10 protein-coding genes are annotated in these 14,367 nt (G+C 62.1%); 8 read left to right on the top strand and 2 right to left on the bottom strand.

Features of this window, described 5'->3' with window-relative positions:
* Window positions 1-35 precede the first annotated feature (35 nt).
* The 7 genes from KHP07_RS18860 to KHP07_RS18830 all read left to right on the top strand — a co-directional run bounded on the left by KHP07_RS18860 (window position 36) and on the right by KHP07_RS18830 (window position 10,995).
* A complete protein-coding gene (locus KHP07_RS18860) occupies window positions 36-686 on the top strand; it encodes a GNAT family N-acetyltransferase (RefSeq protein ID WP_078049234.1) in 651 nt (216 codons plus the stop codon).
* A 64-nt stretch (window positions 687-750) separates the two neighbouring features.
* Complete coding sequence (locus KHP07_RS18855) at window positions 751-2,478, top strand: autotransporter assembly complex protein TamA (protein ID WP_214497752.1); 1,728 nt, start codon at window positions 751-753, stop codon at window positions 2,476-2,478.
* Window positions 2,478-6,161: a translocation/assembly module TamB domain-containing protein gene (locus KHP07_RS18850; protein ID WP_214497751.1), complete on the top strand. Its 3,684-nt coding sequence runs from the start codon at window positions 2,478-2,480 to the stop codon at window positions 6,159-6,161. Before KHP07_RS18855 ends, KHP07_RS18850 begins: the two co-directional genes overlap by 1 nt.
* 168 nt (window positions 6,162-6,329) lie before the next feature.
* Window positions 6,330-6,803: a MarR family winged helix-turn-helix transcriptional regulator gene (locus KHP07_RS18845; protein WP_078049231.1), complete on the top strand. Its 474-nt coding sequence runs from the start codon at window positions 6,330-6,332 to the stop codon at window positions 6,801-6,803.
* Window positions 6,800-8,251, top strand: a complete 1,452-nt coding sequence (locus KHP07_RS18840; protein ID WP_078049230.1) for an efflux transporter outer membrane subunit — start codon at window positions 6,800-6,802, stop codon at window positions 8,249-8,251. Before KHP07_RS18845 ends, KHP07_RS18840 begins: the two co-directional genes overlap by 4 nt.
* A gap of 15 nt (window positions 8,252-8,266) precedes the next feature.
* A complete protein-coding gene (locus KHP07_RS18835) occupies window positions 8,267-9,466 on the top strand; it encodes an HlyD family secretion protein (RefSeq protein ID WP_078049229.1) in 1,200 nt (399 codons plus the stop codon).
* Entirely contained in the window at window positions 9,466-10,995 is a 1,530-nt protein-coding gene (locus tag KHP07_RS18830) for a DHA2 family efflux MFS transporter permease subunit (protein ID WP_078049228.1), read from the top strand. The genes KHP07_RS18835 and KHP07_RS18830 overlap by 1 nt, the downstream gene beginning before the upstream one ends.
* Window positions 10,996-11,150: 155 nt before the next feature.
* On the opposite strand, the gene lpxH is transcribed toward KHP07_RS18830, so the two are convergent.
* Together lpxH and KHP07_RS18820 are read right to left on the bottom strand one after the other, a co-directional pair.
* Window positions 11,151-11,900 carry a UDP-2,3-diacylglucosamine diphosphatase gene (lpxH, locus tag KHP07_RS18825; RefSeq protein ID WP_078049227.1) on the bottom strand — a complete coding sequence of 250 codons (750 nt, stop codon included), beginning with the start codon at window positions 11,898-11,900 and terminating at the stop codon, window positions 11,151-11,153.
* Entirely contained in the window at window positions 11,897-12,400 is a 504-nt protein-coding gene (locus KHP07_RS18820) for a peptidylprolyl isomerase (protein WP_078049226.1), read from the bottom strand. Before KHP07_RS18820 ends, lpxH begins: the two co-directional genes overlap by 4 nt.
* A 249-nt stretch (window positions 12,401-12,649) precedes the next feature.
* Between KHP07_RS18820 and KHP07_RS18815 the strand changes: the two genes are divergently transcribed.
* Complete coding sequence (locus KHP07_RS18815) at window positions 12,650-14,350, top strand: glutamine--tRNA ligase/YqeY domain fusion protein (protein WP_100492439.1); 1,701 nt, start codon at window positions 12,650-12,652, stop codon at window positions 14,348-14,350.
* Window positions 14,351-14,367: the final 17 nt, after the last annotated feature.

The raw sequence follows: 14,367 nt of genomic DNA, 5'->3' as shown, positions 1-14,367 counted from the left end.
CCGCCTCCTGAGCGGTGCCCAGGGAGATTGATTGTATGCCTGACACCTCGACTGCCATTGCCGAAATCCGCCTGCTCAACAGCGGCTATTCCCGCGAGGCTCGTTCACTGCTGTACCAGGCCTATCGTCACGAGCCGACCTTTGCCTACATTTTCGAAGCCGAGCGCTCGGGTTACGAGCAGCGGGTACGCGCCACCGTGCGCGAGTTGGTCAAGCAGCATTTCTTTCAGAAACTGCCGGCCATTGGCCTGTTCGTCAACGACCGGCTGATCGGCATCGCCCTGATTGCGCCTCCGCAACGGCGCCTGGGCATCACCGAGAGCTGGGCCTGGCAATTGCGCATGTGGCTGAGCACCGGCGTGCGTGGGACGCGGCGCTACCTCGACTACCATCATGCAGTGCTGGCGTGCCTGCCGAGTGAGTCGGTGCATGTGTTGCCATTGCTGGGGATTCACCCGCAATTCCAGGGCAAGCATTATGGCGAGCAGTTGCTGGAGGCCGTGCATAACTGGTGCGCCGAAGACCCGCACTCGGCCGGTGTGGTGCTCGATACGGGCAATTCACGCTACCTGGAGTTCTATAAACGTCAGGGCTACGAGGAAATTGGTGAAGTCGCTATAGGCCCCATCCTGGAACACGTGTTTTTTCATCCGAACCCCCAGCCGTTACATGCTGCAACGGCTTAGCGCAGAATTTTTCAGAATTGTCTGAGTTCTAAGTTTCTCCCCAGCTCGTGTAGCATCCGCGCCTATGAAGTTTCCAGGAAGATTTACCAGCGGCTTGGTTCTGCTGTTCACAAGCTGCGGCGCGTTTGCGCAAAGCGAATTGGACGTGCGGATCAAGCCTTCAAACGACGCGTTGAAAGCCAACATCGAAGGCTATATCGGCGGGGTCGGCGATCGTGATGAAGAGGCCCTGCTGCGGTTCAGCCGTGGCGCCGAGGAGCAGGCGCGCAAAGCCGCCCAGGCGCTCGGTTTCTATCAGCCACAGATCGAAAGTGATGTGAAGGGCGGCAAGAACCCGCGCCTGATCCTTACCATCGACCGCGGCGAGCCGGTGCATTTGCGTAACGTGACCATTCGGGTCGACGGCCCTGCCGCCGACCTCAAGGCCTTTCGCGTGCCCGTCAGCGACGACCTCAAATCCGGTGCCGTGCTCAACCACGGCCACTACGAAGACGCCAAGCGTCTGATCCAGAACCAGGCGTCGCGCTACGGCTTTTTCAGCGGGCGCTTCACCCACCAGACACTTTCGGTAGACCCGCAGGCCGGTGTCGCCGATATCGAACTGATCTACGACAGCGGCCCGCGCTACACCCTTGGCAAGGTCAGCTTTGCCGGTGATACGCCGTTTGACGAAGAACTGCTGCAACGCATGGTGCCGTTCAAAAGCGGCACGCCCTACGACTCCGAACTGATCGCCGAACTCAACCAGAACCTGCAAGCCAGCGGCTTTTTCGAAGGCGTGCGCGTGGACGCTGCCCCGGCCGCCTCCAGCAATGACATTATCCCGGTCGCTGTGCGCCTGGAAACCCGCAAGCCGCGCACCATGGGCCTGGGCCTGGGTTTTTCCACCGACGTGGGGCCGCGCGGCAAAGCCAACTGGACCCGCCACTGGGTCAACCCCCAAGGGCACAGCTATGGCTGGGAAGCCGAGCTGTCGGCACCACGCCAGAACGTCGGCCTGTGGTACGACATCCCGCTCGACCCGCCGCTCACCGACAAGCTGCGGTTCGCCGGTGGCTACCAGAATGAAGAAATCGCCAACACCGACACCCTGAGTAAATTGCTCACCCTCGGCCCCGAGTGGCACAGCAAGTTGCCCAGCGGCTGGACCCGGGTCATCTCGCTCAAGTACCAGCGCGAAGAATATCGCCTGGGCAATGACTCCGGCCTGAGCAACCTGGTGATGCCGGGGGTCAGCTACTCCTACCTGCGCAGTGACAACCGTATCGATCCGCACAATGGCTACCGCCTGCAATTCGATACCAAGGTGGCCAAGGAAGGCCTGGGGTCCGACACCAACCTGCTTTACGGCACGGCCATGGTCAAAGGCCTGACCACTTTGTGGGACAACCACCGCTTCCTGGCGCGTGCCCAGGTGGGCGGCAGTGCCACCAATGGCTACAAGTCGGTGCCGCCGTCGCTGCGCTTCTTTGCCGGTGGCGACCAGAGCGTGCGCGGCTACGAGTACCAGACGCTGTCGCCCGAGAACGACCGTGGCGACCGCATTGGTGGCCGCTATATGGTCGCCCTGAGCGCCGAGTACCAATATTCCATCGCCGAAAAATGGCGAATCGCGACCTTTATCGACCAGGGCAACTCGTTCAATACCCTGGAAATGCCCAGCCTGAAAACCGGCGTGGGCGTCGGTATTCGCTGGGTGTCGCCGGTCGGCCCGATCCGCCTTGACCTGGCCCATGCCCTCGAAGATCCGGGTGGCGTTCGATTGCACTTTTCCATGGGGCCTGAGCTGTGATGCGTGGTGTGAAAATAGCGGGGTTGGCCTTGGTGGCCATCCTCGCCGTGCTGTTACTGGCAGTGTGGGCGGTGCTCGGCACCCAGGCGGGCAGCCGCTGGGCCTTGGCACGCGTGCCGGGCTTGAGTGTCGACAATTTCCAGGGGCATCTGGGCGGCCAATGGAGCGCCGACCATTTGCTGTGGCAGCAGGACAGCAGCCGCGTCGAACTCCAGGCGCCGCAGTTCGACTGGTCACCGGCGTGCCTGTTGCGCATGACCTTGTGCATCGACCGCTTGGACGTGGAACAGGTCAGCCTGCAATTTCCACCGAGCACCGAAGACAGCAGCGGCCCCATCGCACTGCCTGACTTGAAGCTGCCCGTGGCCATCCAGTTGGGCGACGTGCGCGTCGGTAGCCTGCTGTTCAACGGCAGCGAAGAGCTCAAGGGCCTGCAACTGGCGGCGCATTGGACCGCCGCCGGTATGCAGATCGACTCGGTGCACCTGCAGCGCGATGGCCTGGTGCTGGACCTGGCTGGCCTGCTGCAACCCTCCGGCGACTGGCCGTTGAGCGCCAGCGGTAATCTGAGCCTGCCCTACGCGCCAGGTGATGCACCCTGGAAGGTGGCGCTCAAGGTTGAGGGCGACCTGCTCAAGACCCTCAAGCTTGACGCCGACAGCACGGGCTATTTGCCGGCCAAGCTCACGGGGGAACTTCAACCCCTGGTGGAAAACCTCCCCGCGCAATTACACATCACCGCCGACGGCTTCAAGCCCAGCGCCGAGCTGCCCGACACCCTCCAACTCAATCAACTCGACCTCACCGCCCAAGGTGATTTGAGCCGTGGCTACCAACTGCTGGGCAAAGCCGTGCTGCCGGCGGAAAAAGGCCCGGTGGACTTGCTGCTGCAAGGCAAGGTCGACGCCAAGGGTGCACAGATCGCCGGCCTGGACCTGAATGCCGGTGACAAGCAAAACCTCAAGCTAACGGCCCAGCTGGACTGGCAACAAGGCTTCAGCGCCGACGCCAAGATCGATTGGCTGGACTTCCCCTGGCATCGCCTCTATCCGGTGATCGACGAGCCGCAAGTCACCCTGCGTACGTTCAATGGCGAGATTTCCTATAAAGACGGCAACTACCTGGGCAATCTCAAGGCCGACCTTGATGGCCCGGCGGGCAAGTTCAATGTGGTCACGCCGTTCAGTGGCGACCTCACGCAAATCTTCCTGCCCGAGCTGAAACTCACCGCCGGCCAAGGCAAGGCCGAAGGCCACCTGAACCTGCAATTTGCCGATGGCATTGCCTGGGACACGGCCCTCGACCTGTCGGCGCTGAACCCGGCATATTGGGTGGCCGAACTGCCCGGCACCCTGGCAGGGCCGTTGCGCAGCAAGGGCGAGTTCAAGAACGAGCAACTCAAGCTCAATGCCGACCTCGACCTCAAGGGCCGCCTGCGCGGGCAAACCGCGGTGCTGGCGGCCAAGGCCGAAGGCGCGGGCGAGCAGTGGACCCTGGCCAACCTGGACATCCGCCTCGGCGACAACCGCATCAACGGCAGTGGCAGCCTGCAACAACGCCTGGCTGGGCAGATCGATATCAAGCTGGCGCGCCTGGCCCAGTTGTGGCCGCAGTTGCGCGGCCAGGTCAATGGCCGGCTCGACGTGGCTGGCAGCCTCAACGCGCCTCAGGGCAAACTCGCCCTCAAGGGCCAGCAACTGGCGTTTGCCGAGAACCGCCTGCAAAGCCTCACCCTCGATGCCAACCTGGATAATGCCCAGCGCGCCAAAATCGACCTCAAGGGCAGCGGTATCCAGGCCGGCGACACCCAGGTCGGCACCCTGACGGCCAGCGCCCAGGGCGATATCAAGAACCAGAAAGTCCAACTGGACCTGGCCGGCCCGTTGGTCAAGCTGGCCCTGGCATTGGACGGCAATCTCGACAAAGGCAATTGGCGCGGGCGCCTGGCCAGTGGTGATGTACAGGCCGGTGGCCAGGACTGGAAACTGCAGGCGCCGGCAAAGATCGAGCGCATGGCCGATGGCAAGCTCACCTTTGCCGCGCATTGCTGGGTGTCCGGGCCCGCCAGCCTGTGTGGCGAAGACCAGCGTCTGATGCCCGAGCCGAAGCTGCGCTACCACCTCAAGCAATTCCCCATCGACAGCCTGGCGGCATTCCTGCCCAAGGATTTTGCCTGGCAGGGCAAGCTCAACGCCGACCTGCAACTGGACCTCCCGGACAGCGGCCCCAAAGGCGTGGTTTCGGTGGACGCCAGTGGCGGCACCCTGCGCGTCAAGGACAAGGACCAGTGGCTGGATTTCCCATACGACACCTTGAAGCTTGAAACCACCCTTAACCCCAAGCGCATCGATACGCAGCTCAACTTCCGTGGCGGCAAGTTGGGTGAATTGATGGTGCAGGCGCAAATCAACCCGTTGCCGAAGAACAAGCCGATCACCGGCAATTTCAACCTGGCCGGCCTTGACCTTTCCGTGGCGCGGCCGTTTGTGCCGATGGTGGAAACCCTCAGCGGCAAGCTCAACGGTAATGGCCGTATTTCCGGTGGTTTGCTGGCACCCCAGGTCAACGGCAACGTGAACCTGGTGGGCGGCGAGGTATCCGGTCCGGAACTGCCGATCAGCCTGGAAGGCCTGAATGTGCAAGCGCTGATCGCGGGCGAAAGCGTGCAGCTCAACGGCGCCTGGCACAGTGGCAAGGTGGGGCAGGGCAGCCTCAAGGGCCAGATTGACTGGGGCCAGGCGCTGGTGGTGGACCTGAGCTTGCAGGGCACGCAACTGCCGGTCACGGTCGAGCCTTACGCCGTGCTGGAGGTGGCGCCCGACCTGAAGATCAGCCTGAAGAACGACAAGCTGGCGGTTGCCGGCAAGGTGCATATCCCACGTGGCGATATCACCGTGCGCGAGTTGCCGCCGTCCACCGTCAAGGTCTCCGATGACACGGTGATCGTCGGCAGCCAGACCGAAGAGGGCAAGCCGCCGATGGCGATGGCCATGGACATCGACGTGGTAGTGGGCGAGGACAAGCTCAACTTCTCGGGCTTTGGCCTCACCGCCAAGGTACAGGGCCATGTGCACATCGGCGACAACCTCGACACCCGTGGCGAGCTTTGGCTCAACGATGGCCGCTACCGTGCCTATGGGCAGCGCCTGGATGTGCGCCGTGCGCGGCTGCTATTTACGGGGCCGCTCGATCAACCGTTCCTGGATGTTGAGGCGGTGCGCCTCGTTACCGAGCCCTCCAGGACGGTGACTGCGGGTATTCGCCTGAGTGGCAGCGCCGAACAGCCGACCACGCAGGTTTTCTCCGAGCCCGCGATGGCTCAGGAGGATGCGCTGTCTTATCTGGTGCTGGGACGTTCGCGCAACAACACCGGTGAAGACAACAATATGCTGGCCGAAGCGGCCTTGGGCCTTGGCCTGATGGGCAGTGCTGGAGTGACTTCAGATATTGCCACTAAGCTGGGTATCCAGGACTTCGACCTCGACACTCAAGGCTCCGGAAACAACACGTCTGTTGTCGCCAGCGGCAAGATCACCGAAAAACTCAGCCTACGTTACGGGGTGGGGGTGTTCGAGCCGGCCAGTACCATTGCCTTGCGCTACCTGTTGAGCAAAAAGGTGTACCTGGAGGTGGCGAGCGGCGTGGCCAGCTCCCTGGACATCTTCTACAAGCGCGATTTCTAACCCCCACCAACCGTGTAGGCGCCGGCAATCCGGCGCCTACAGTCTTGTGCATCCCGCCGTTTGTCCGCCAGATACCAAGCAAGCTAATAATTCCATTTGACATTCGCTGCCTAAGCAGTAACATCTTGTCATACATTCACTGCCTAGGCAGTAATAAGGTGACTTCCGATGCCCCACTTCACCCCTGACAGCTTTCGCAACTGCCACCTCGGCCTGCTCCTGGGCCGGGCGGCGCTGCTCAAGGACCGCATTATCGACACCCATATGGAACCGCACGGCGTGACTGCCGCGCAGTTCAAAGTGTTGATCATCATTGCCCAGTTCGACGTCGATACCCCGGCGGAGCTGTGCCGCAACCTGTCCCTGGACAGTGGCTCCATGACCCGCATGCTCGATCGCCTGGAGCAAAAGGGCTTGCTGGCGCGCCAGCGTTCCGAGCAGGACCGGCGCCAGGTGCGGCTGGTCCTCACGGAAGACGGCCAGCGCCTGGCAGACATGCTGCCGCACATCGGCGCCCAGTCGATGAACGAGCTGGCCGGCGCCCTGGAGCCTGGCGAGCTGCAAACCCTGGAAAAAATCCTCAAGAAAATTCTCGTCGCAGCCGGTGACGCCATCGTCATCCAGCGGGTAGGTAACTCATGAACACACGCGCATTCAGCCTGGTGCTGGTGGCGATGACACTGGCCGGTTGTGCCAACTACAGTGGCCTCGACACCCAAGGCAAACGCCTCGACGCCAACACCCTGCAAACCGGTAAGTCCCTGAGCGGCATGACCCTGTCGAGCGCTGCCTGGCCGACCGCCGACTGGTGGAAAAGCCTCGGCGACCCACAGCTCGACGGCCTGATCCAGGAAGCCCTGCAAAACAGCCCCGATATGCAAGTCGCCAGCGCCCGTGCCCACCAGGCCGAAGCCGCTGCCTACGCCGCCAACGCCGAGCGCATGCCGACCCTCGACGCCAGCGCCGGTGTCAGCCGCTCGCGCCTGGCCAAAGACCAGGACCCGCGCGGTGAAGGCGATGCTTATTCGACCGTGCGCAACATCGGCGCCAGCTTCAACTACAACTTCGACCTCTGGGGCGGCCAGCGGGCTGCCTGGGAAGCTGCCTTGGGTGAGGCGCGTGCCGCCCAAGTCGACCAGCAGGCGGCACGCCTGACCCTGGCCGCCAACGTGGCCAAGGCCTACAGCGACCTGGGCCAGGCCCATATCGTGCGGGACCTGGCCAATGACGACCTCAAGCGCACCCGGCAGATGCTCGACCTGGGCAAGCGTCGCCTGAACTCGGGCATCGACAGCCAGTACCAGTTCCAGCAGACCGAAAGCCTGGAAGCCAGCGCCCAATCGCAACTGATCGACGCGGAAAAACAACTGCAAAGCGCCAAGATTGCCTTGGCGGTGTTGCTTGGCAAAGGCCCGGACCGGGGCAGTGAACTGGCGCGGCCCGCCGTGCTGAAACCCAGCGCCGTCGCGGTGCCATCCGTGCTGCCGGCCGAGCTGCTTGGCCGTCGCCCGGACCTGATCGCCGCGCGCTGGCGTGTGGAGGCGGCCGGCAAGAACATTGATGCGAGCAAGACCCGCTTCTATCCCAACCTCAACCTGAGCGCGAGTGCCGGGGCCGAGTCGTTGCTGGGGGATGCGATGTTCGGATCGGCCAGCCGCTTCTTCAACATTGCGCCGACGATCTCGCTGCCGATCTTCGACGGCGGCCGCCTGCGTGCCGACCTCGACGCCCGTGACGCCGACTACGACCTGGCGGTGGCGCAGTACAACAAGACCCTGGTGCAAGCCCTGGGCGATATCGGCAACACCCTTTCGCAACTGCGCGACACCGGCCGGCAGATCCAGGCCCAGCAACACGCCGCGGACATTGCCCAGCAGTCCTACGACACCGGCGTGCAGCGCTACAGCTCCGGGATCGGTAATTACCTGGATGTGCTGAGCATCGAGCAGCAATTGCTGCAGGCCCAGCGCCAGCTGGCGACCCTGAATGCGGCGCAGATCGACCTGTCGATTCAATTGATGCAGGCCCTGGGCGGCGGCTACAGCGCCGACAACGTGGCAGCGACCACCCCAGCCACACGCACGGAATAATTTGAGGTATTTGTCATGGCCACTGCCGAAAACACCAACGCAACCGAACAACCCAAAGACAACAACCCACGCAAACGCAAAGTGATGCTGATCGGCCTGGCGCTGATCGTCATCCTCGCCGTGGTCGGCGTGTGGGGCTGGTATGAGCTCTACGGCCGTTTCAACGAAAGCACCGACGACGCCTACGTGAACGGCAACGTGGTGGAAATCACCCCGTTGGTCACCGGCACCGTGGTCAGCATCGGCGCCGACGATGGCGACCTGGTCCACGAAGGCCAGGTGCTGATCAACTTCGACCCGAACGACGCCGCTGTCGGCCTGCAAAGTGCCCAGGCCAACCTGGCCCGTACCGTGCGCCAAGTGCGCGGCCTGTACAGCAACGTCGACGGCATGAAGGCCCAGGTCAATGCACAGAAAGCCGACGTGCAAACCGCCCAGGACAACTTCAATCGTCGTAAAACCCTGGCCCAGGGCGGGGCGATTTCCCAGGAGGAACTGTCCCATGCCCGTGACAGCCTCACTGCGGCCAAAAACGCCCTGACCAACCTTGAGCAGCAACTCAAAACCACCAATGCGTTGGTGGACGACACGGTGATCAGTTCCCACCCGGATGTGCAGGCCGCTGCCGCGCAATTGCGCCAGGCCTACCTGACCAATGCGCGCAGCACCTTGATCGCACCGGTCACTGGCTACGTGGCCAAACGCACCGTGCAACTGGGCCAGCGCGTCCAGCCGGGCACCGCGTTGATGGCGGTGATCCCGCTGAACCAGCTGTGGATCGACGCCAACTTCAAGGAAACCCAACTGCGCAATATGCGTATCGGCCAACCCGTGGACATCGAGTCGGACATCTACGGCAGTGACGTGAAGTTCAGCGGCACCGTGGACAGCCTGGGTGCCGGTACCGGCAGTGCGTTTGCCCTGCTGCCGGCGCAGAACGCCACCGGTAACTGGATCAAGATCGTGCAACGGGTACCGGTGCGCATCCACGTCAACGCCGACGAGTTGGCCAAGCACCCACTGCGCGTGGGCTTGAGCACCGTGGTCAACGTGGACCTGCATGACCAGAGCGGCCCGGTACTGGCGCAACAGCCCCCACAAAAGGCCTCGTTCACCACCAACGTGTATGACCGGCAATTGGCCGAGGCTGACGCCATGATCAACCAGTTGATCCATGACAACAGCACCGCCGCACCCAAGGCTGCGCAACGCTAATGAGCAATAACGCCTCCTTCACGCCACCCAGCCTGTTGATGGCCACTATTGGCCTGTCGCTGGCGACCTTCATGCAGGTGCTCGACACCACCATCGCCAACGTGGCGTTGCCGACCATTTCCGGCAACCTTGGCGTGAGTTCGGAGCAGGGCACCTGGGTCATCACCTCGTTTGCGGTGAGTAACGCCATCGCCTTGCCGCTCACCGGTTGGCTCAGCCGCCGGTTTGGCGAGGTGAAGCTGTTCTTGTGGGCGACCCTGCTGTTTGTGCTGGCGTCGTTCCTCTGTGGTATTTCCACCTCGATGCCGGAGCTGATCGCGTTTCGGGTCATACAAGGCCTGGTGGCCGGGCCGTTGTACCCAATGACCCAGACGCTGTTGATCGCCGTGTACCCACCGGCGAGGCGAGGCATGGCCCTGGCGCTGTTGGCGATGGTCACGGTGGTGGCGCCGATTGCGGGGCCGATCCTCGGCGGCTGGATCACCGACAGCTACAGCTGGCCGTGGATCTTCTTTATCAACGTGCCCATCGGCATCTTTGCGGTGATGGTGGTGCGTTCACAATTGAAGAAACGCCCGGTGGTCACCAGTTTCCAGCCAATGGACTACGTGGGGCTGTTGAGCCTGATCGTCGGGGTCGGCGCCTTGCAGATCATCCTCGACAAGGGCAACGACCTGGATTGGTTCGAATCCAACTTCATCATCATTGGCGCGGCGATTTCGGTGATTGCCCTGGCGGTGTTTATCATCTGGGAGCTCACCGACAAACACCCGGTGGTCAACCTGCGGCTGTTTGCCTACCGTAACTTTCGCATCGGCACCATCGTGTTGATCCTCGGTTACGCGGGCTTCTTCGGCATCAACCTGATCCTGCCGCAGTGGTTGCAGACCCAGATGGGCTACACCGCCACCTGGGCCGGCCTGGCAGTGGCGCCGATCGGCATCTTGCCGGTGCTGATGTCGCCGTTTGTCGGCAAGTACGCGCACAAGTTCGACCTGCGCCTGCTGGCGGGCCTGGCGTTCCTGGCGATTGGCTTGAGCTGCTTCATGCGGGCGGGCTTCACCAATGAGGTGGACTTCCAGCATATCGCCCTGGTGCAGCTGTTCATGGGTATCGGTGTGGCGCTGTTCTTCATGCCGACCTTGAGCATCCTGATGTCCGACCTGCCGCCGAGCCAGATTGCCGACGGTGCGGGCTTGGCGACTTTCCTGCGGACCCTGGGCGGCAGCTTTGCAGCGTCGCTGACCACCTGGATCTGGATTCGCCGGGCGGACCAGCACCATGCGTACATGAGCGAGAACATGACCACCTACGACTCCGCGACCCGCGATGCCTTGCAGGCGCTGGGCGGGGCAGGGCAGAAGGCCTACACGCAGCTGGACCAGATCCTCACCAGCCAGGCGTACATGATGTCCACCGTGGATTACTTCACGTTGCTGGGGTGGATGTTCATGGGGTTGATGCTGCTGGTGTGGCTGGCCAAGCCGCCGTTTGGCGCCAAGGCAGGGCCGGAGGCCTCCGGCCACTGATCCGCAAAGGCTGGAATGCAATCAACTGTGGGAGGGGGCTTGCCCCCGATCGCGGTGGCTCAGTCAAAAATCTGCTGACAGATCCACAGCCATCGGGGGCAAGCCCCCTCCCACATTTCGATCTCTTTTCACGGGGGATCTGGGGTGTTGGTGGCTCAAGCCCCAGGCAACGCCAATTGCGGATTGACGAAGTCAAACGCCGCCAACTGAAACCCTTGCTCATCTACCTGCAACGCCCAGCCCTGCTTGTCCCAATCCCCCAGCACAATGCGCTTGGCCGCCTGGTCGCCAATCTGCAGCTTGTGAATGGCAGGCCGGTGGGTGTGGCCGTGGACCAGGGTGCGCACGCCAAACTGCTGCATCACCCGGGGCACTTCCTCGGGGGTTACATCGACGATGTCGTTGGCCTTCATGCGTGTCTGTGCACGGCTCTCACTGCGCAGCTTGCGTGCCAGTTTATGGCGCGTGCCCAGCGGCAGGTGCCGCAGGATAAACAGCACAATCGGGTTACGCAGGATGCGCCGCAGCTTCATATAGCCGACGTCGCGGGTGCAGAGGCTGTCGCCGTGCATCAATAGCACGGGCTCGCCATGGAGCTGCACGACACTCGGGTCCTTGAGCAAGGTGGCACCTGCTGCTTTGCAGAACGCCTTGCCGATCAGGAAATCGCGGTTGCCGTGCATGATGAAAATCGGGGTGCCGCTGTCGCTCAGCTCGCGCAGAGCCTCGCAGATCGAACGCTGGAAGGGGGTCATCCCATCGTCGCCAATCCAGGCTTCAAAGAAGTCCCCCAGAATGTACAACGCCTGGGCGCCACGAGCGCGGTGGTGGAGCAGATCCAGAAACGCCCGGGTAATATCCGGGCGCTCCTCTTCCAGATGCAAATCTGAAATCAGCAATATCACCCAACGATCTCAGCTTTCTCGACGATCACGTCGTCTACCGGAACGTCCTGGTGACCGGCTTTACCGGTGGTCTGCACGCCTTTGATCTTGTCGACGACGTCCTGGCCTTCGGTGACTTTACCGAATACCGCGTAGCCCCAGCCCTGCACGTTCTTGCCGCTGTGGTTCAGGAAGGCGTTGTCGGCGACGTTGATGAAGAACTGCGCGGAGGCCGAATGCGGCTCCATGGTACGGGCCATGGCGACGGTGTACTTGTCGTTGGAAAGGCCGTTGTCCGCTTCGTTCTGGATGCTTGGACGCTTGTCTTTCTTTTCTTTCATGCCAGGCTCGAAACCGCCGCCCTGGATCATGAAGTTGCCGATGACACGGTGGAAAACGGTGTTTTCGTAGTGGCCGGCGTTCACGTACTCGATGAAGTTGGCGACGGTGATCGGCGCTTTCTCGGCGTTCAGCTCGATGACGATGTCACCGTGGTTGGTGGTCAGTTTGACTTGAGTCATGTTCACTACTCTTTTCAGGGAATTCGTGGGTTTGGGTGCCTGGGCACCACGACCGGTATGGCGAAACTGCGGCCAAGGGGCGCAGTTTAGCGTGCCCGGCGGGAATTTCGAGGTGGTTTTTTACCGCCTGTGCAATAAATGCTGCAGTTTTCGGTGCTGCCCTGTCAGGTGCTTGACAGCATCGGCTATGATATCGCCTTTGTTTTATCTGGCCTCACCCGGCCACGAACCTGTCTGTTCAAGGATCCTATGAGCAAGCCCACTGTCGACCCTACCTCGAATGCCAAGGCCGGACCTGCCGTCCCGGTCAATTTCCTGCGCCCGATCATCCAGGCGGACCTGGATTCGGGCAAGCACACGCAGATCGTCACCCGCTTCCCGCCAGAGCCCAACGGCTACCTGCACATCGGTCACGCCAAGTCGATCTGTGTGAACTTCGGCCTGGCCCAGGAGTTCGGTGGCGTCACGCACCTGCGTTTCGACGACACCAACCCGGCCAAGGAAGACCAGGAATACATCGACGCCATCGAAAGCGACATCAAGTGGCTGGGTTTCGAATGGTCCGGTGAAGTGCGCTATGCCTCGAAGTATTTCGACCAGTTGTTCGACTGGGCCGTCGAGCTGATCAAGGCCGGCAAGGCCTACGTCGACGACCTGACCCCGGAGCAGGCCAAGGAATACCGCGGCACTCTGACCGAGCCGGGCAAGAACAGCCCGTTCCGCGACCGTTCGGTAGAAGAGAACCTCGACTGGTTCGCCCGCATGCGCGCCGGTGAGTTCCCGGACGGCGCCCGCGTGCTGCGCGCCAAGATCGACATGGCCTCGCCGAACATGAACCTGCGCGACCCGATCATGTACCGCATCCGCCACGCCCATCACCACCAGACGGGCGACAAGTGGTGCATCTACCCGAACTACGACTTCACCCACGGCCAATCGGACGCCATCGAAGGCATCACCCACTCCATCTGCACCCTGGAGTTTGAAAGCCACCGTCCGCTGTACGAATGGTTCCTCGACAGCCTGCCGGTACCGGCGCACCCGCGTCAGTACGAGTTCAGCCGCCTGAACCTGAACTACACCATCACCAGCAAGCGCAAGCTCAAGCAACTGGTCGATGAAAAGCACGTCAACGGCTGGGACGACCCGCGCATGTCGACGCTCTCGGGTTTCCGCCGTCGCGGCTACACCCCGGCATCGATCCGCAACTTCTGCGACATGGTCGGCACCAACCGTTCCGACGGCGTGGTCGACTTTGGCATGCTCGAATTCAGTATCCGCCAGGACCTCGACGCCAACGCCCCGCGCGCCATGTGCGTGCTGCGTCCGTTGAAAGTCGTGATCACCAACTACCCGGAAGACAAGGTCGACCACCTCGAGCTGCCACGTCATCCGCAAAAAGCAGAACTCGGCGTGCGCAAGCTGCCGTTCGCCCGTGAAATCTACATCGACCGCGATGACTTCATGGAAGAGCCGCCAAAGGGCTACAAGCGCCTGGAGCCGAACGGCGAAGTGCGCCTGCGCGGCAGCTACGTGATCCGTGCCGACGAAGCGATCAAGGACGCCGATGGCAACATCGTCGAACTGCGTTGCTCCTACGACCCGGAAACACTGGGTAAGAACCCTGAAGGCCGCAAGGTCAAGGGCGTGATCCACTGGGTGCCAGCCGCGGCCAGCATCGAGTGCGAAGTGCGCCTGTACGATCGCCTGTTCCGCTCGCCGAACCCTGAAAAGGCCGAAGACAGCGCCAGCTTCCTCGACAACATCAACCCTGACTCCCTGCAAGTACTCACTGGTTGTCGTGCCGAGCCATCGCTTGGCGACGCACAGCCGGAAGACCGTTTCCAGTTCGAGCGCGAAGGTTACTTCTGCGCGGATATCAAGGACTCGAAACCAGGTCAGCCGGTATTCAACCGTACCGTGACCTTGCGTGATTCGTGGGGCCAGTGATTCTCTAAGGAAGCCGT

The organism is Pseudomonas sp. VS40, from assembly GCF_018587885.1.
Classification (GTDB): domain Bacteria; phylum Pseudomonadota; class Gammaproteobacteria; order Pseudomonadales; family Pseudomonadaceae; genus Aquipseudomonas; species Aquipseudomonas pergaminensis.
Note: the sequence above shows the minus strand (reverse complement) of the source record. Positions and strands in the feature narration are given on the sequence as shown.